General features: G+C 59.4%; 16 protein-coding genes. 9 read left to right on the top strand and 7 right to left on the bottom strand.

Annotation, left to right across the window (positions count from 1 at the left end; all coding sequences use genetic code 11):
• Positions 1 to 41 precede the first annotated feature (41 nt).
• The gene (gene dprA, locus AC07VR_RS04095) at positions 42 to 1,145 is read right to left on the bottom strand and encodes a DNA-processing protein DprA (RefSeq protein WP_495010520.1); all 1,104 of its coding nucleotides are present in this window, start codon (positions 1,143 to 1,145) and stop codon (positions 42 to 44) included.
• 89 nt (positions 1,146 to 1,234) lie between these two features.
• Positions 1,235 to 2,260, bottom strand: coding sequence for a LysM peptidoglycan-binding domain-containing protein (locus tag AC07VR_RS04090; RefSeq protein ID WP_495010519.1), 1,026 nt, complete (start codon positions 2,258 to 2,260; stop codon positions 1,235 to 1,237).
• A gap of 154 nt (positions 2,261 to 2,414) precedes the next feature.
• On the opposite strand from AC07VR_RS04090, the gene def reads away from it, so the two are divergent.
• The 5 genes from def to AC07VR_RS04065 all read left to right on the top strand — a co-directional run bounded on the left by def (position 2,415) and on the right by AC07VR_RS04065 (position 7,115).
• Positions 2,415 to 2,921: a peptide deformylase gene (gene def, locus AC07VR_RS04085; protein WP_494991078.1), complete on the top strand. Its 507-nt coding sequence runs from the start codon at positions 2,415 to 2,417 to the stop codon at positions 2,919 to 2,921.
• Positions 2,922 to 2,978: 57 nt separating this feature from the next.
• Positions 2,979 to 3,938 carry a methionyl-tRNA formyltransferase gene (gene fmt / locus AC07VR_RS04080; protein WP_494991077.1) on the top strand — a complete coding sequence of 320 codons (960 nt, stop codon included), beginning with the start codon at positions 2,979 to 2,981 and terminating at the stop codon, positions 3,936 to 3,938.
• Positions 3,935 to 5,260, top strand: coding sequence for a 16S rRNA (cytosine(967)-C(5))-methyltransferase RsmB (rsmB, locus tag AC07VR_RS04075; RefSeq protein WP_494991076.1), 1,326 nt, complete (start codon positions 3,935 to 3,937; stop codon positions 5,258 to 5,260). The genes fmt and rsmB overlap by 4 nt, the downstream gene beginning before the upstream one ends.
• Before the next feature lie 22 nt (positions 5,261 to 5,282).
• Complete coding sequence (gene trkA, locus AC07VR_RS04070; RefSeq protein WP_495010518.1) at positions 5,283 to 6,656, top strand: Trk system potassium transporter TrkA; 1,374 nt, start codon at positions 5,283 to 5,285, stop codon at positions 6,654 to 6,656.
• Between the two features lie 144 nt (positions 6,657 to 6,800).
• The gene (locus tag AC07VR_RS04065; RefSeq protein ID WP_494991074.1) at positions 6,801 to 7,115 is read left to right on the top strand and encodes a tetratricopeptide repeat protein; all 315 of its coding nucleotides are present in this window, start codon (positions 6,801 to 6,803) and stop codon (positions 7,113 to 7,115) included.
• Between the two features lie 16 nt (positions 7,116 to 7,131).
• Here AC07VR_RS04065 and AC07VR_RS04060 read toward each other — a convergent pair whose 3' ends face one another.
• The 3 genes from AC07VR_RS04060 to AC07VR_RS04050 all read right to left on the bottom strand — a co-directional run bounded on the left by AC07VR_RS04060 (position 7,132) and on the right by AC07VR_RS04050 (position 8,976).
• Positions 7,132 to 7,371 carry a PilZ domain-containing protein gene (locus AC07VR_RS04060; RefSeq protein ID WP_495010517.1) on the bottom strand — a complete coding sequence of 80 codons (240 nt, stop codon included), beginning with the start codon at positions 7,369 to 7,371 and terminating at the stop codon, positions 7,132 to 7,134.
• A 102-nt stretch (positions 7,372 to 7,473) separates the two neighbouring features.
• Positions 7,474 to 8,361 carry a lysophospholipid acyltransferase gene (locus AC07VR_RS04055; RefSeq protein ID WP_495010516.1) on the bottom strand — a complete coding sequence of 296 codons (888 nt, stop codon included), beginning with the start codon at positions 8,359 to 8,361 and terminating at the stop codon, positions 7,474 to 7,476.
• A 51-nt stretch (positions 8,362 to 8,412) separates the two neighbouring features.
• The gene (locus AC07VR_RS04050) at positions 8,413 to 8,976 is read right to left on the bottom strand and encodes a DNA-3-methyladenine glycosylase I (protein ID WP_493062793.1); all 564 of its coding nucleotides are present in this window, start codon (positions 8,974 to 8,976) and stop codon (positions 8,413 to 8,415) included.
• Between the two features lie 81 nt (positions 8,977 to 9,057).
• On the opposite strand from AC07VR_RS04050, the gene glyQ reads away from it, so the two are divergent.
• The 4 genes from glyQ to AC07VR_RS04030 all read left to right on the top strand — a co-directional run bounded on the left by glyQ (position 9,058) and on the right by AC07VR_RS04030 (position 13,464).
• On the top strand, positions 9,058 to 10,011 hold the full coding sequence (glyQ, locus tag AC07VR_RS04045; RefSeq protein ID WP_031319418.1) for a glycine--tRNA ligase subunit alpha: 954 nt from the start codon (positions 9,058 to 9,060) through the stop codon (positions 10,009 to 10,011).
• Positions 10,008 to 12,062 carry a glycine--tRNA ligase subunit beta gene (glyS, locus tag AC07VR_RS04040; protein ID WP_495010515.1) on the top strand — a complete coding sequence of 685 codons (2,055 nt, stop codon included), beginning with the start codon at positions 10,008 to 10,010 and terminating at the stop codon, positions 12,060 to 12,062. Before glyQ ends, glyS begins: the two co-directional genes overlap by 4 nt.
• 18 nt (positions 12,063 to 12,080) lie before the next feature.
• A complete protein-coding gene (gene gmhB, locus AC07VR_RS04035) occupies positions 12,081 to 12,614 on the top strand; it encodes a D-glycero-beta-D-manno-heptose 1,7-bisphosphate 7-phosphatase (protein WP_494991070.1) in 534 nt (177 codons plus the stop codon).
• A gap of 79 nt (positions 12,615 to 12,693) precedes the next feature.
• Entirely contained in the window at positions 12,694 to 13,464 is a 771-nt protein-coding gene (locus tag AC07VR_RS04030; protein WP_494991069.1) for a lysophospholipid acyltransferase family protein, read from the top strand.
• A gap of 389 nt (positions 13,465 to 13,853) precedes the next feature.
• On the opposite strand, the gene AC07VR_RS04025 is transcribed toward AC07VR_RS04030, so the two are convergent.
• Both AC07VR_RS04025 and AC07VR_RS04020 read right to left on the bottom strand, forming a co-directional pair.
• Positions 13,854 to 16,160, bottom strand: coding sequence for a CHASE2 domain-containing protein (locus AC07VR_RS04025; protein ID WP_495010514.1), 2,307 nt, complete (start codon positions 16,158 to 16,160; stop codon positions 13,854 to 13,856).
• A gap of 18 nt (positions 16,161 to 16,178) precedes the next feature.
• Positions 16,179 to 17,114, bottom strand: coding sequence for a FecR family protein (locus AC07VR_RS04020; protein WP_495010513.1), 936 nt, complete (start codon positions 17,112 to 17,114; stop codon positions 16,179 to 16,181).
• Positions 17,115 to 17,283 lie beyond the last annotated feature (169 nt).

Genomic DNA, 17,283 nt, shown 5'->3' with positions numbered 1-17,283 from the left:
GAATAAGGCTGAGCGCAGTTTACCGATCTTCGTTACAAAACCTAGCTTACGCGCGCAAACCAGCGTCCGCTTTCGCAAACTGCCCGGCCGTCCATCTCCAGCTCGGTTAATGCCGCCAATACCTTCGGTAAAGCCCAACCACTGGCGCCAGCCAAGGCTTCGCTGGTGTGCGGCGCTGCATGTAGCAAGCGCAACAATGGGTGATCGGCCTTCACTGGCACCACCTCGGATGGTGCCAGGTTTTGCCAGCCACGCAGGGCTTCGAGAACATGTTCGATGGTTTCCACCAGTACCGCGCCATCGCGGATTAGCTGATGACAACCGCGGGCACCGGGATGATGGATCGACCCAGGAATCGCATACACCTCGCGGCCCTGTTCGGCTGCCAGCCGCGCGGTAATCAACGAACCGCTGGCAACACTGGCCTCAATCACCAGCACGCCCAGGGACAAACCGCTGATGATCCGATTGCGCCGAGGGAAGTTGCTGGCGTGCGGCCCGGCGTCCAGCGGGAACTCGGAAACCACCGCGCTGCCTTGGGCAATCATCGCTTCGGCGAGTTGACGGTTGCGCTGTGGATAAAAACTTTCCAGCCCTGTGCCCAGCACGCCGACGGTCAGCCCGCCCACGTCCAGAGCGGCCTGATGCGCGGCGCCGTCGATGCCCAGCGCCAAGCCGCTGGTGATGACAAAACCGGCACCGGCAAGGCTGCGGGAAAACGCCGCGGCAGTATCCATTCCAGGCTGCGAAGCACGACGACTGCCGACCATCGCCAGCTGTGGTTTTTCAAGAATGTCCGGATCGCCGGCAACGAATAACAGCGGCGGGGCGTCGCACAGCTCGGCCAGCAGAGCAGGGTAGCCCGGCTGGTCCCACATCAGTAAATGCTGGTCCGCACGTTCCAGCCAGGCCAATGCATGGCTGGCACCGTCACGGACATTGGCACTGCGTCGGGCCTCGGCGCACGCAGCAGGCAGGCCCAATGAGCGCCAGGCACCAGCGGGTGCGCTGATGGCTGCGCAGGCCGAACCAAAGGCGTCGAGCAGCTTATGAAAACGTCGGGGGCCGAGTTCCGGCAGACGGTGCAAACGCAAACGGGCTTCCAGCTCCGCAGGGGAAACCGGGGATATAGCAGACAGCGACATAGGATCATCCTTGATCGTTATAAGTCCTGCTCAGACAGGAACAAGCTGTGGATAAGTCTGTTGGTAACTTGTTGAGAGTTTCCGTTTTTTTAAGGATTTTTGACCTTGTCCATCACCGCCAAAGAGCGCGATGCATTCAATACCAGGCCATAGCTGAGCTTTTCATAAGTGCGGAACACCATCAGCAATCCGGCGCGCTCATCGGGGATTTTCACCTCGCTGCCCGTCACGCGATCACGAACGGTTTCCCCGGTTTTCATCACCGCCAGCACGTTGCCTTCGACCAAGCCATCACGATAGCCCTTGTTCAGGGTCACCACGTCGAGCACGCCAATCTGCGTCACACCGCGTGGCACATCGATAATCACGCCGTTGATCTCGTTTTGTGGCGAGCTGGGCATAAAATTCGAATTGATCGCCCGTTCCTCGCCACTGAACAATCGGTCGCCGAGGCGAACCTCCTGGGTCGTGCGTTGCAGGGCCAGCGTGGCGACATCACCTTCAGTGGCAAGGATTTCACCGGCGCCGATATCGTCGGCGTTGATCCCGAGGAACTCTTTACTCTGTGGGTCTATGTAGACCTTACCCTGACGGAAGATGCCATAGACCGATTGCGCCGGGCCGAACTTGCCGCGGGCATAGATTCGGTCGCCCGTACCGCTGAGCACCCGCTCGGCATCGCCGGCGACGATGTATGGCGCCTTGTCGAACACCTCGACCGTGTCGACGATACGGTTATTCAGCAAGAAGCTGTTGATCGTCTGCAGAGGAACGCTCGCAACGGCATCGGCCACCGGCGTGCGGCGGATTTGCGGTGATAGTGTGATGGTGCCCCGTGAAGCCCCACGATTGAGGGTCAAGCGTGGCTGGCCGTTGACGTAGACCAGTGACAGCGAGTCGCCGGGGTAGAGGAGATTGGGGTTTTCAATGTGCGGATTGACCTGCCAGATCTGCGGCCACTTCCAGAGTTCCCGGAGAAATTTCCCGGAAATATCCCAGAGTGTGTCACCAGCCACTACGGTGTAATGCTGTGGAAAACCGTCCTTGAGTTGCACTTGCGCCTGCGCGATACCGGCCAAGGCCAACAGCAGCAGGGCGAGTAGTGATTTCCTCATGCAGTGAATCCCTTTATTATGTACGTTCGCGTGAAACGCCAGAGCCCCCCGAGGCTTGCTCCCTTCCAGGAGAACGTTTTACAACGGCAGCCTGAGTCTACGGACCCACCAGGCACCGACTTTGACTTTACTCACACGTGCAGCAATTACGCCTATGGCCATTTTAGACATCCTCGAATTCCCTGACTCGCGCCTGCGCACTATCGCCAAACCTGTGGCTGTAGTGGACGACGAAGTGCGTCAGTTGGTCGATGACATGTTTGAAACAATGTATGAAGCACCCGGCATCGGCCTGGCTGCGACCCAGGTCAACGTGCACAAACGCGTGGTGGTCATGGACCTCTCCGAAGACCGCAGCGAGCCACGGGTGTTCATCAACCCCGAGTTTGAAGTCCTGACTGACGAGATGGGCCAGTATCAGGAAGGCTGCCTCTCGGTACCGGGCTTCTACGAAAACGTCGATCGCCCGCAGCGCGTGAAGATCCACGCACTGGACCGTGACGGCCAGCCTTATGAGCTCATCGCCGACGGCCTGCTGGCGGTGTGCATTCAGCACGAATGCGATCACCTCAATGGCAAGTTGTTCGTCGACTACCTGTCCACGCTCAAACGCGACCGGATCAAGAAGAAGCTGGAAAAACTACATCGCCAGCACGCTTGATTCCCTTCTTCCAAAGGCTTGCTGCGGCAAGCCTTTTTCTTTTGCGAGACTTCTCACATGACTGAGCCACTGCGCATCGTCTTTGCCGGCACCCCCGAATTTGCCGCTGAACACCTCAAGGCCCTGCTCGACAGCCCTTATGAGATCGTTGCGGTCTACACCCAGCCGGACCGTCCGGCGGGCCGTGGGCAAAAGCTGATGCCAAGCCCGGTCAAGCAACTCGCCGAGCAGCACAACATTGCCGTTTTGCAGCCACCGACCCTGCGCGACGCAGCGGCCCAGGCTGAACTTGCGGCTCTGAAGCCGGACTTGCTGGTGGTGGTGGCGTACGGCCTGATCCTGCCGCAAGTGGTGCTGGATATCCCACGCCTGGGCTGCATCAACAGCCACGCTTCGTTGCTGCCACGCTGGCGCGGTGCGGCGCCGATTCAGCGCGCCGTCGAAGCCGGTGATACCCAAAGCGGTGTGACGGTGATGCGTATGGAAGCAGGCCTGGACACTGGGCCGATGCTGCTCAAGGTCACCACCCCGATCAGCGCCGACGACACCGGCGGCAGCCTGCATGACCGTCTCGCCGAGATGGGCCCGCCGGCCGTGGTTCAGGCCATCGCCGGTCTGGCCGCAGGCACTCTGGAAGGCGAAGTGCAAGACGACAGCCTCGCCACCTACGCTCACAAGCTGAACAAGGACGAAGCGCGCATCGACTGGAACCGTCCGGCCGTCGAGCTGGAACGCCTGGTTCGCGCGTTCAATCCTTGGCCGATCTGCCACAGCACCCTCAATGGCGAAGCCCTGAAAGTCCTCTCTGCGAACCTCGCCGATGGCCAAGGCGCGCCGGGTGAGGTTCTCAGCGCCAGCAAGGACGGCCTGATCGTCGCTTGCGGCGAGCAGGCCTTGTGCCTGACCCGTCTGCAATTGCCCGGCGGCAAGGCGCTGAACTTCAGCGACTTGTTCAATAGCCGCCGCGAGAAATTCGCCGTCGGTACCGTGCTGGGTCAAGCGGTGGATGCCCAATGAACCCGCGTCTGGCCGCCGCCAAAGCCCTGACGGCTGTACTCAACGGTAAAGCCTCACTCAACAGCTCCTTGCCGACGCAACTGGACAAGGTGGAAATACGTGATCGTGGTTTCACCCAGGATCTGGCCTTCGGCACCGCCCGCTGGCAACCGCGCTTATCGGCGTTGGCGGCCAAGCTGCTGCAAAAGCCGTTCAAGGCTGCAGACGCCGATGTCGAGGCGTTGCTGTTGGTCGGTCTCTACCAATTGCTCTACACCCGCGTGCCGGCCCACGCCGCCATCGGCGAAACCGTCGGTTGCGCTGAAAAGTTGAAAAAACCCTGGGCCAAGGCCCTGCTCAACGCAGTGCTGCGCCGTGCTCAGCGCGAAAGCGAAGCGCTGCTGAGCGAGCTGGAACACGACCCGGTGGTGCGCACCGCCCATCCGCGCTGGCTGCAAAAATCCCTCAAGGCCTTCTGGCCTGAACAGTGGGAAGCCATCTGCGCGGCGAACAACGCCCATCCGCCGATGATTCTGCGGGTCAATCGCCGCCACCATTCTCGCGATGCTTATCTCAAGCTGCTGAGCGACGCCGGTGTTGTCGGCAAACCTTGCCTCTACAGCCAGGACGGCATTGTCCTCGACGAGCCGGGTGATGTACGCAACCTGCCGGGCTTCGCCGAAGGCTGGATCAGCGTGCAGGACGAAGCCGCGCAACTGGCCGCCGACCTGCTGGACCTGGCGCCGGGCCAACGAGTGCTCGACGCCTGCTGCGCCCCGGGCGGCAAGACCTGCCACATCATGGAAATCGAACCGAAACTGGCCGGTGTGGTGGCGGTGGATCTGGAAGCCAAGCGCCTGGTGCGAGTGCAAGAGAACCTTGAGCGTCTTGGCCTCAGCGCTGAGCTGATTGCCGCCGATGGTCGCGACACCGCTGCCTGGTGGGACGGCAAGCCGTTCCAGCGGATTCTGCTGGACGCGCCATGCTCGGCCACCGGGGTGATCCGCCGTCACCCGGACATCAAACTGACCCGTCAACCTGACGACATCGCCGCGTTGGCCGTGCTGCAAGGCGAACTGCTCGACGCCCTGTGGCCGACCCTCGACGTCGGCGGCATCCTGCTGTATGCCACCTGCTCGACCTTGCCGACCGAGAACACCGAAGTCATCGAAGCCTTCCTCACCCGTACCCCGGGCGCTCGTGAGTTGGACATCGCCGGCCAGCTCGGGCAGCCTGCAGCAGGTCTGAAACAACCCCACGGCCGGCAGTTGCTGGCACAAGAGGGCGGCCATGACGGTTTTTACTACGCCAAGCTGATCAAGATCGCCGCTGCACGCGGTTAACCGGTTTCAAGGGAGTGAGTGGATGAAAATCATCATCCTCGGCGCAGGGCAGGTCGGCGGTACGCTGGCGGAACACCTGGCCAGCGAAGCCAACGACATCACCGTGGTCGACACGGACGGCGAACGCTTGCGCGATCTCGGTGATCGGCTCGATATCCGCACCGTGCAAGGCCGCGGCTCGTTCCCGACAGTGCTGCGTCAGGCTGGCGCCGACGATGCCGACATGCTGGTGGCGGTGACCAGCAGCGACGAAACCAACATGATCGCCTGTCAGGTCGCCCACACCCTGTTCCACACCCCGACCAAAATCGCTCGCGTGCGCGAAGCCGCCTACTTGACTCGCGCCGGCCTGTTCGACAACGACGCCATTCCGGTCGACGTGTTGATCAGTCCGGAACAGGTCGTCACTAATTACATCAAGCGCCTGATCGAACATCCCGGTGCCTTGCAAGTGATCGACTTCGCTGAAGGCAAGGCGCAACTGGTGGCGGTCAAGGCTTACTACGGCGGACCGCTGGTGGGTCAGCAACTGCGGCAGTTGCGCGAGCACATGCCCAATGTCGAAACCCGTGTTGCAGCCATCTTCCGCCGTGACCGACCGATCCTGCCCCAGGGCGATACGATAATTGAGGTCGACGATGAAGTATTTTTCATCGCCGCAAAAGCGAATATTCGTGCAGTAATGAGTGAAATGCGCCGCCTCGATGAAAGCTACAAACGCATCGTGATTGCTGGTGGCGGGCAGATTGGCGAGCGCTTGGCCGAAGCCATCGAAAGCCGTTATCAGGTGAAGATCATCGAGATGAACCCGGCGCGTTGCCGCCACCTCTCCGATACCCTCGACAGCACCGTGGTGTTGCAGGGCAGCGCATCAGACCGCGACTTGCTGCTGGAAGAGAACATCGCTGACGCCGATATCTTTCTGGCGCTGACTAACGATGACGAAGCCAACATCATGTCGTCGCTGCTGGCCAAACGCCTGGGCGCGAAAAAGGTGATGACCATCATCAACAACCCGGCCTATGTCGACCTGATCCAGGGTGGCGACATCGATATCGCCATCAGCCCGCAGTTGGCAACCATCGGCACCTTGCTGGCCCACGTGCGTCGCGGCGATATCGTCAGCGTTCACTCGTTGCGCCGTGGTGCAGCGGAAGCCATTGAAGCGATTGCCCATGGCGATGCCAAGTCGAGCAAAGTGATCGGCCGCGCCATCGAAAACATCGGTTTGCCTCCGGGAACCACCATTGGCGCGATTATTCGCGACGAAGAAGTCATCATCGCCCACGATGACACGGTGATCGAGACCGGCGACCATGTGATTCTGTTCCTTGTGGATAAAAAACATATCCGCGATGTGGAGAAGCTGTTCCACGTTGGGCTGAGCTTTTTTTGACCCACACAAATAGATCGTTCCCACGCTCTGCGTGGAAATGCCGCCATGGACGCTCTGCGTCCGCTCCGGATGTGACGCGCAGCGTCACGGGATGCATCCCCATGCGCAGCGTGGGAACGATCATCAACTGAAGGACACTGCCCCATGATCGAATCCCTGGAAAAAATGCTCGCCAAGGGTGTGGATAACTCGCTGCTGCGCTTCGGTCTGGGCAAGGGCTATCTGGATTTGGGCGAGAACGCCAAAGCGGCCGAGCATCTGCAACGCTGTGTGTGTTTCGATCCGAAGTATTCCGCTGCCTGGAAGCTGCTGGGCAAGGCGCATTTGGCGTTGGCGGACTATCCGGCCGCCCGTAAGGCTTGGGAACAGGGGCTCGAAGCCGCGCGCGCTCATGGCGACAAACAGGCGGAAAAGGAAATGACGGTGTTTTTGAAGAAGCTTGATCGCCAGGCTAAGTGATCAAAAAACAGTCAGTTCAGAGATAACGCAGTCCTATGCCTTCGGCGTCGACCTGTACCACTTCCATACTCACCCACGGCGCAGCCACCGGCAAGTCTTGCACCTGCCCATAGACCACCGCGCCCTTGGTCAACGCCGAGAGTGCCGGATGTTTCACGTATACGCTGCTGGCCGAGAGATTGCGTGTCTGGCCCAGGCACTCGCCAAAGCTTTCGTGCTGGATTTTAATGCGAAAGGATTTGCGGTGATCGGACATCTGCTGCGCCCTTGTTCAAACTGCTGTGGATAACATTGAATCCAAAACTATCCACAGATCATGCCAGTTAGCTGTAGGCGCGAGGCCTGCCCGGGATAAGACTCAGTACCAGCGCGCCTCGCCCGCCGGACGTTTCTTGAAGCGCTTCATGCTCCACATGTATTGGCTCGGATAAGCCCGCACGTATTTCTCGACGACCTGGCTCATCGCCGCGCAGGAAGTCTCGGTATCGGTGCTGTACATGGCTTCTGGCGCGGCTTCGAGGATCACTTTGTAGCCAGAACCGTCGGGCAGGCGCAGGGCATGCAGGAACACACCGACCGCTTTGCCGCCCGCGAGCATGTTCGGCACGAATTTGCTGGTCAGCGCCTTGGTCGCGAAGAACGGCACGAAAATCCCGGCGGATTCGGCCGGTTCCGGGTCAGCCGGGATGCCCACCGCACCACCTTTGCGCACTTCCTTGATAACGCTGAGGATGCCTTCCTTGGTGGACGCCGCGACGCGGTTGCCCAATTGCACCCGCTGCTTGCGCAGCAACTCATCCACAGCCTTGAGTTTGGGTGGCCGATAGAAAATGATCGGTTTGCACTGACTGCAATAGAAGTGATTCAACACTTCCCAGTTGCCGAGGTGGCTGGTGATACCGACCACGCCCTTGCCTGAGGCCAACGCTTCTTTCAGTACATCCAGACCTTCGACTTCACGCACCAGGTCGATAGAGCGTTGGGCAGGCCAGATCCAGGCACAGGCGCTTTCGGTCAGCGACTTGCCAATATCCATCAGGCTTTGCCCGACCAGACGCTCACGCTCGGCGGCGTCCATCTCCGGGAAACATTTGGCGAGGTTGATGCGCACCACGTCGCGGGAACGGCTGGGGGTTTTCCACATGACCCAGCCAATTGCCGCGCCTACCGCTTGCACCGCCCGCCACGGGAGCAGGGCAAACAACCGCAGAGCGCCTACCAGCAAGGCGCCTTTAAACTTATCCACAGGTCACTCCTGATCTTCTGAACCGACGTAATGATCCGTATCGCGAGCCGGCTATTCTAACCGCCCACTGCGCAAGATGGCGTAGCGATCACAATCGGTGGTGTGATCCATGACCATGCCCGAGGCCTGCATCAGGGCATAGCAAATGGTCGGGCCGACAAACGTGAAGCCGGCTTTCTTCAAACCTTTGCTCATCGCTTCGGCCTCGGGCGTCACGGCCGGCACTTCGCTGCGATCCTTGAAATGATTGATCTTCGGAACGCCGCCGACAAACGACCAGAGCAGCGCCACCGGGTCTTCCAGCGCCATCCAGGCCTGGGCATTGCGCCGGGCGGCATTGAGTTTGAGACGGTTGCGAATGATCCCCGGATCGAGCATCAAATCGTCGATTTCGGCGTCGCTCATCTGCGCCACGCGCTGCACGTCGAAGCCGAACAGCGCCTCACGGTAGCGTTCGCGTTTCCTCAGCACGGTGATCCATGACAGACCGGCCTGGAACCCTTCGAGCAAAAGCAACTCGAACAAGCGCTGCGCATCGCGTAGCGGTACGCCCCACTCTTGATCGTGATAAGCCATGTACAGCGGATCTTCGGAACACCAAAAGCAGCGTGGCATAAGGCTCCAGGGGGCGTGCGGACGAACGAATCGGGTATACTCCCGCTCTTTAAATCGCAGCCCAAGAAACAGGTGAATTTCGTGAGCCAGCCTACGCCAGCCGTGCGTACCTTCCAAGACTTGATCCTCGCCCTCCAGCAATACTGGGCCGAGCAAGGTTGTGTGGTACTTCAGCCCTACGATATGGAAGTAGGCGCCGGCACTTTCCATACCGCCACGTTTCTGCGCGCCATCGGCCCGGAAACCTGGAACGCCGCTTATGTGCAGCCCAGTCGTCGCCCGACTGACGGCCGCTACGGCGAAAACCCGAACCGTCTGCAGCACTACTACCAGTTCCAGGTAGTCCTGAAGCCGAACCCGGACAATTTCCAGGAACTGTACCTGGGCTCGCTCAAGCACGTGGGCCTTGACCCATTGGTGCACGACATCCGTTTCGTCGAAGACAACTGGGAATCGCCGACCCTCGGCGCCTGGGGTCTGGGCTGGGAAGTCTGGCTCAACGGCATGGAAGTGACCCAGTTCACCTACTTCCAGGCAGCGGGCGGCATCGAGTGCTACCCAGTGACCGGCGAGATCACCTACGGTCTCGAGCGTCTGGCCATGTACCTGCAAGGCGTGGATTCGGTCTACGATCTGGTCTGGGCTGACGGTCCGTTCGGCAAAGTGACCTACGGCGATGTGTTCCACCAGAACGAAGTGGAGCAGTCGACCTACAACTTCGAACACGCCAACGTCGAGAAGCTGTTCGAACTGTTCGACTTCTATGAAAGCGAAGCCAAGCGCCTGATCGAGCTCGATCAACCGCTGCCACTGCCAAGCTATGAAATGGTGCTGAAGGCCTCGCACACCTTCAACCTGCTGGATGCACGCCGGGCGATCTCGGTGACGGCGCGTCAGCAATACATTCTGCGTGTACGCACCCTGGCGCGTTCCGTTGCGCAAGCCTACTTGCTGGCTCGTGCCAAGCTGGGCTTCCCGATGGCGACCCCGGATTTGCGTGATGAAGTGTTGGCTAAGCTGGAGGCTGCACAATGAGTGCTCAAGATTTCCTGGTTGAACTGGGCACCGAAGAGCTGCCACCCAAGGCCCTGAACACCTTGGCCGATGCGTTCCTCGCCGGTATCGAGAAGGGCCTGCTGGCCGCTGGCCTGGGCTTTGAAGCCAAGCAGGTCTACGCCGCACCGCGTCGTCTGGCCGTGCTGATCACCAAACTGGCCACCCAACAGCCGGATCGCAGCATCAACCTCGACGGCCCGCCACGTCAGGCCGCCTTCGATGCCGAAGGCAACCCGACCCAGGCCGCCCTGGGCTTCGCCAAGAAGTGCGGCGTTGACCTGAGCGAAGTCGATCAGAGCGGTGCGAAACTGCGCTACAGCCAACGTATCGAAGGCAAGCCGACCGCCAGTCTGCTACCGACTATCGTCGAGGACTCCCTGAACGACCTGCCGATTCCGAAGCGCATGCGCTGGGGCGCTCGCAAGGAAGAATTCGTTCGCCCGACGCAGTGGCTGGTGATGCTGCTCGGTGACCAGGTCATCGACTGCACCATCCTTGCTCAGAAGGCCGGTCGCGACTCCCGTGGTCACCGCTTCCATCACCCGCAAAGCGTGCGCATCACTTCGCCTGCCAACTACCTGAACGACCTGCGCGCCGCTTACGTATTGGCCGATGCCAATGAGCGCCGCGAGCTGATCAGCAAGCGCACCACCGAGCTGGCAACGATGCAGGAAGGCACTGCGATCGTGCCGCCGAGCCTGCTCGACGAAGTGACCGCGCTGGTGGAATGGCCAGTGCCGCTGGTGTGCTCGTTCGAGGAGCGTTTCCTCGATGTGCCGCAAGAAGCCCTGATCACTACCATGCAGGACAACCAGAAGTACTTCTGCCTGCTGGATGCCGACGGCAAGTTGCTGCCACGTTTCATTACCGTGGCCAACATCGAGAGCAAAGACCCGCAGCAGATCATCGACGGTAACGAGAAAGTGGTTCGCCCACGCCTGACCGACGCCGAATTCTTCTTCAAGCAAGACAAGAAGCAGAAACTCGAAGACTTCAACCTGCGCCTGCAGAACGTGGTGTTCCAGGAAAAACTCGGCAGCGTCTATGACAAGGCCGAGCGCGTTTCCAAACTTGCCGCGTTCATCGCGCCACACATTGGCGGCAACGCTCAATGGGCGGCGCGGGCCGGCCTGTTGTCCAAGTGTGATCTGGCAACCGAGATGGTCGGTGAGTTCCCGGAGATGCAAGGTGTCGCCGGTTACTACTACGCCCTCAACGATGGAGAGCCGCAAGACGTCGCACTGGCGCTGAACGAGCAATACATGCCGCGCGGTGCCGGCGCTGAACTGCCGACCACCCTGACCGGTGCGGCCGTGGCGATCGCCGACAAGCTCGACACCCTGGTCGGCATCTTCGGTGTCGGCATGCTGCCAACCGGTAGCAAAGACCCGTATGCCCTGCGTCGTGCCGCGCTCGGCGTGTTGCGGATCCTGATCGACAAGAAGCTCGAGCTGGACCTGACCGACGCCGTGGCCTTCGCCGTCGCCGCGTTCGGCGCCAAGGTCAAGGCTGCCGGCCTGGCTGATTCGGTGCTGGAGTTCATCTTCGACCGTCTGCGTGCCCGTTACGAAGACGAAGGCGTGGATGTCGCCACCTACCTCTCGGTACGTGCCCTGAAACCGGGTTCGGCTCTGGACTTCGATCAGCGCGTGCAAGCGGTGCAAGCGTTCCGCAAATTGCCGGAAGCGGCTGCATTGGCTGCCGTGAACAAGCGCGTATCGAACCTGCTGAGCAAGGCCGAAGGCTCGATCCCGAGCACCGTCGAAGCCAAGTACTTCGACAACGCCAATGAATTCTCGCTGTACTCGGCGATCCAGCAGGCTGATCAGGCGGTCCAGCCAATGGCTGCGGCGCGTCAGTACAGTGAATCGCTGGCGCGTCTGGCAGCGTTGCGCGAGCCGGTCGATGCGTTCTTCGAAGCCGTGATGGTTAATGCTGAAGACGCCAAGGTGCGTGCCAACCGTTATGCGTTGCTGGCACGTTTGCGTGGGTTGTTCCTCGGTGTTGCCGATATTTCGCTGCTGGGCTAATGGTTTAAGGAGCGGGGCTTGAAACTGCTGATTCTCGATCGGGACGGGGTGATCAATTACGACTCCGACGCTTATATCAAGTCAGTGGAGGAGTGGATTCCGCTCCCTGGCTCGATCGAAGCCATCGCGCAGTTGAGCAAAGCCGGCTGGACGGTAGCGGTTGCTACCAACCAGTCCGGTATCGCTCGCGGCTACTACGATGTCGCGACCCTGGACGCCATGCACGAGCGCTTGCGCTCGCTGGTGGCGGAGCAGGGTGGCGAACTCGGGCTCGTCGTCTATTGTCCTCACGGACCCGATGAAGGCTGCGATTGCCGCAAGCCGAAACCCGGCATGCTCAAAACCATCGCCGCTCATTACGACGTGGCGCTGACCAGCCTATGGTTTGTCGGCGACAGTCTCGGTGACCTGGAAGCTGCAAAAGCCGTCGACTCTCAGCCAGTTTTGGTTAAAACCGGGAAAGGCGAAGAGACACTGGGCAAAAACCTACCGGTGGGCACCTTGATTTTTGACGATCTGGCGGCGGTTGCCGCAGAACTTGTGCGCAACTGAACTTATCCACAAATAGAGCGCTTCTGACATCCTGACCAAGGACAGTTCCGGAGTGCGCTTTTAATAGGCAAATGCCGCTATGTCGATCCTGCAGGCAATCAGAACTTTCTTCTTTTACCTGCTGCTGGGCACCACCTCGTTGCTCTGGTGCAGCCTCAGCTTTTTTATCGCGCCTTTTTTACCGTTCAAGGCACGTTATCGTTTTATCAACGTGTACTGGTGCCGTTGTGCGCTGTGGTTGAGCAAGGTATTTCTCGATATCCGCTTTGAAGTGAAGGGCGCCGAGAACGTGCCCGAACAGCCATGCGTGATTCTGTCTAACCATCAAAGTACCTGGGAGACGTTCTTCCTCTCGGCCTACTTTCAGCCCTTGAGCCAGGTGCTCAAGCGCGAGTTGCTCTATGTGCCGTTTTTCGGCTGGGCCATGGCCATGTTGCGTCCGATTGCCATCGACCGTGACAACCCCAAGGCAGCGCTCAAGCATGTGGCCAAGAAGGGCGACGAGCTGCTCAAGGATGGTGTCTGGGTGCTGATCTTCCCGGAAGGCACGCGTGTTCCATTCGGCACACTCGGCAAGTTTTCCCGGGGCGGTACGGCGTTAGCGGTCAACGCTGCACTACCGGTTCTGCCGATTGCGCACAACGCCGGCAAGTTCTGGCCGAAGACCGGCTGGGCTAAAAAGGCTGGCACTATCACAGTGGTCATCGGCGCACCGATGTATGCCGAAGGCGCCGGGCCGCGTGCGATTGCCGAACTCAATGACCGGGTTGCAGCCTGGAACGAGCAGGCTCAACGAGACATGGGCTCCCTGCCGCCCATCACCGCTGAACCGGAAAAAATGGCTGTCTGAGATTTTGTGGATAACCTGTGTACCGTTTTGTTGAAAACCGCCTGTTTCATCAAATAACTATATGATTTATATAGATATTTCTTAAGCTAATAAAACGACAAAAAACGTGCATAAGTTTTTATGGCAATAAAAAAACCGGTCCTTGAGACCAATGCCAGTCAGTTAAGGCATTACGCGAACCGTAGCAGCTGGCGAAGCCTGCGTCCGGCTGCGCAGCAGTCGTAAAACAGTCACTGCGGTATTCCAGACAAATCGTGGAAGCAGGATTTGCGACGGCTTCGCCGCCGGACGCAGCCTTCGGCAGCTGCTACGGGGGACAGTGCTGAACTTAAAATTCCTTAACTGACCGGCATTAGTCCTTGAGACCGGTTTTCTTTGCCTGTTGAATATCACTCCTCCAGCAGGGGAAGCTGAAGACTGAAGGTGGTGCCTTGCCCCACCATGCTTTCACAGAAAATCCTTCCGCCATGCCGATCGACGACTGCTTTGACCATTGAAAGCCCCAGCCCCAGACCATCACTGCCTTGGGCCGAAGCAAATCGTTGGTACTGGCTGAACAGCCGAGGCAGCTCATCGGCGGCGATACCTTTGCCCTGATCCGCGATCTCGCAGCTCAACCAGCCTTCAATGCAACTCATATGCACCGTGATACGCGAACCTGCCGGGCTGTATTTGATGGCGTTTTCCAGCAGATTGAACAGTGCACGGGTCAGCAGGGATTGGTCAGCCGAGACCATCCCTTCCGCCTCTTCATCCAGATCGTGAACAAGCTGAACATTCTTTAGCTGGGCGATGGTTATGGCCTGATCGAATGCATCCAGTATCAGCATCGCGAATATGCTTGGCTCGAATTGATAGGCCTCCGACTCGGCTTTCGCCAACTGCACAAACGCCTCGGTAAGGCTCAAGGCTCTGCGCACTTGCAGCTCGATCTGGTTGAACATCTGTGAATCGCCAGGCGCTTGGTGGCGTTGTATATCGAGTAAGGCCAGGATTGCCGAATGCGGTGCACGCAAGTCATGGGAAAGAAAGCGCAACAGCACCGCCCGTTGCTGCTCGGCATCGCGCTCGACGCTCAAGTCAGTGAGGCTGAGCAACCAGCCAATCGCCATCTCGCCTCCCACCGGTAACAGCGCAGCCAGGTCCAGGCGCAAGCTACGCTCCTGCGTGTCGCGGAACTCGACAATCTCCAGCGCCGACAACGGCGGCCGTGCGCCATCGATCAAGCTTGGGTAGCCGAGACTGGCCAGTTGATCGAGCAGGTTTTCGCCAACCAGGCTATTGGAGAACAATGCGCGGGCATTGCGGTTTGCCAGCAGGATCTGCCCATGCGGATCGCTGATCAGCGTGGCGACCGGAAGATACTCCAGCCCGTCGGCGATAAAGCGACGCGTGTCACGGGTGCGGGTCATGGCCTGTTCCAGCGCGACAATCTGCTCCTGCAGCCGATCTCCAGCCGGGGCCTGAGTACGGCGGCGTTCCGGGAGCACCTTGGGCTCACTGTCGAGGCGCGCCAGTTCCCAGCCGAAGTAGGCCAGCACAACGCTCAAGCGACGCCAGTTCCAGATCAGATAACCCAGTAATAACCCCAGCAGGCTGGCGGCCGGTGACCACCACCAGCCCAGTCGCAACAACAGGCAGGACGCCAGCAGAGCACCTCCCATGCAACCCAGAGTCAGCCAAAGCGCATGCCGTGGACGTAACAACAGCAAGCCAAGCAGAAACGCAACGACGGACAACGACAGCGCAATCGCCAAGCCATCGCCCAAGGGGACGATGCAGCGCTTTTGCAACAAGCCATTAAGAATATTGGCCTGTATCTCGATGCCGGGTGTCGTTCCGAGACTCGCCGACTGCGGCGTGACATAACGGTCTCCCAGACCCGGGGCGGTGGAGCCAATCAGGATCAAGCGATCACGCAGCAACTCGGGGGGGACTTCGCCCCGCAACACGCTGACGTAAGGGACGCTGGGGAAACCGGCGTTGGCACTGATGAAAGGAACAAGAATCCTATAGGCTCGCTCCCAACCCTGAGCCGTCAACGAGGAGGGCGAGCCCGGCATCTGCTTATCGATAGGCTGGGTCAACTCATAGAGAAGCCAGGCCAGTTGGGCCCTTGGATTGTGCGCAGGTCCTTCGCGCAAATACACACTGCGCACGATGCCATCGGCATCCGCCTCGGCGTTGATATGCCCGATACCCTTGGCGCAGCTGCGTAGCGGTGGTACCGGTTCGATTTCGCCAAGAGATTGCCCGTAACGGGCGACACCTTCCCGAAGCAACGGCACGAAGACATTCCCGGCTCGGCAGAGCGCCTGGGCCAGGCGTTGGTCGTTTTCCGGAACGCTGGCCGGCTCGCTGAAGATGACGTCGAACAAGACACCCTTGGCATTCGCCGCACTGAGCCGATCCAGTAACTGTGCGTGCAGGTCGCGGGGCCATGGCCACTGGCCAAGCTGCTGCAGGCTGTAGTCGTCGATGGTAACGATGAGAATTTTCGGGTCGACGGGCAACGGGCTCAAGCGACGCAGGCTGTCATACAAAAGATTGTTCAGCGTCAGACCGTGGCTCAGGGACAAGACGGCCGTCAAGGGCAGCAGGATCAAACTGACCCACAACCATTCACGCACCAGGCCGCGAAACAGATGCTGGGCCTGAGTCGATTCACGGCTATCGGCCCCTTGCCAGCCCTTCATCGGAAGAATGCCGAGGCGTTATTGGGCACGAGTCGTACGGGGGTAATAGAAAATGTCATACACCCCAGTATCTCCTTCCAGCCCGTGCTCGTCGAACGCAGAGAGACGGACATGGTAGAAAAATGCCTTCAGGCCACTGAAGTTAACTTCGGGTGTGCTGGAAAACTGTTCCTGCTTAATGTTCAAGAAGTCGGTGTCGGTCGCGACCTGGGCTCGATAGCGCTTAGCCCCCTCCAGAGGTTTCATGATCAACTTCCAGACTGGCGTATCACCCTGTTGGCCGGCCTGCCCCATCAGCTGGGGGGCAGGTAACAAGTCGACCGGGGTCAGCTTGCCTTCTTTCTGAATTCGCAAACCTTGCCGTGCCATGACCTGAGCTTCGTCAGCGACAGGTGCTACCGTTTTTTTGGTGGGAGGCTTGGTCGAGCTTCTTTTTACAGCATCTATAGCGCTGCCATCCCGATTGACTGCGACCTGACCATTGAGCACTTCAATCAGTGACAGCCCATCGTCATTGCGCACACGGAAATGCGTGCCTCGCACCCCTAGCACGCCGACCGGGGTCACTATCTGGAAGCGGTCGTAGTCGCTCGCACGCTTGATCACATAGGACTCGACCTGACCTTGCTCAAGAATGACCTGTGGAATGGAGCGTTCTTCATTCAGGTGCAACGTAACCTGAGAACTTGAGGGCAGAACCACGCGAGATCCATCGCCCAGAGACAAGCTGACGAAAGCCGAAGGGGAAGTCTTCACGCCTTCCTGTTCGTCAATGTTCATGCCTTCTTCCAGAGGCACCTGATTCCCTTTGGTATCGAGTTTCCAGGCCTCGCCGGTCAGGTGCTCAACGGTGGCCGGCAGTGGCTGACCACGACACTGTTGGTTTTCATCGATATAAGGCAAACGTTTGACGGCGAAAAAGGCTGCCGACGCGGGCTGTACGAACAGACTCATGAACCCGCCAAGAAGCAACAGGCAGGAGCCCAGGCGTCGAAATTGCAAAGAGGTAATTTGTTTCATTGGATTTGCTTTCACGCTCTTCTGGAAGTCGGGCCAGGAAAACTGTTTCATCAGCCTTACACACCATACCTGACCGGGCTCAGTGGCAGATAGCCATAATCAG

Source organism: Pseudomonas sp. GW821-FHT02H09, assembly GCF_059421425.1.
The sequence above is the reverse complement of the archived record's forward strand: the minus strand, read 5'-3'. Positions and strand labels throughout refer to the sequence as shown.

Excerpts from the sequence above, each read along its gene's own strand:
- dprA (WP_495010520.1), bottom strand. The coding sequence starts at position 1,145 with ATGTCGCTGTCTGCTATATCCCCGGTTTCCCCTGCGGAGCTGGAAGCC.
- AC07VR_RS04090 (WP_495010519.1), bottom strand. The coding sequence starts at position 2,260 with ATGAGGAAATCACTACTCGCCCTGCTGCTGTTGGCCTTGGCCGGTATC.
- def (WP_494991078.1), top strand. The coding sequence starts at position 2,415 with ATGGCCATTTTAGACATCCTCGAATTCCCTGACTCGCGCCTGCGCACT.
- fmt (WP_494991077.1), top strand. The coding sequence starts at position 2,979 with ATGACTGAGCCACTGCGCATCGTCTTTGCCGGCACCCCCGAATTTGCC.
- rsmB (WP_494991076.1), top strand. The coding sequence starts at position 3,935 with ATGAACCCGCGTCTGGCCGCCGCCAAAGCCCTGACGGCTGTACTCAAC.
- trkA (WP_495010518.1), top strand. The coding sequence starts at position 5,283 with ATGAAAATCATCATCCTCGGCGCAGGGCAGGTCGGCGGTACGCTGGCG.
- AC07VR_RS04065 (WP_494991074.1), top strand. The coding sequence starts at position 6,801 with ATGATCGAATCCCTGGAAAAAATGCTCGCCAAGGGTGTGGATAACTCG.
- AC07VR_RS04060 (WP_495010517.1), bottom strand. The coding sequence starts at position 7,371 with ATGTCCGATCACCGCAAATCCTTTCGCATTAAAATCCAGCACGAAAGC.
- AC07VR_RS04050 (WP_493062793.1), bottom strand. The coding sequence starts at position 8,976 with ATGCCACGCTGCTTTTGGTGTTCCGAAGATCCGCTGTACATGGCTTAT.
- glyS (WP_495010515.1), top strand. The coding sequence starts at position 10,008 with ATGAGTGCTCAAGATTTCCTGGTTGAACTGGGCACCGAAGAGCTGCCA.
- AC07VR_RS04030 (WP_494991069.1), top strand. The coding sequence starts at position 12,694 with ATGTCGATCCTGCAGGCAATCAGAACTTTCTTCTTTTACCTGCTGCTG.
- AC07VR_RS04025 (WP_495010514.1), bottom strand. The coding sequence starts at position 16,160 with ATGAAGGGCTGGCAAGGGGCCGATAGCCGTGAATCGACTCAGGCCCAG.
- AC07VR_RS04020 (WP_495010513.1), bottom strand. The coding sequence starts at position 17,114 with ATGAGTCTGTTCGTACAGCCCGCGTCGGCAGCCTTTTTCGCCGTCAAA.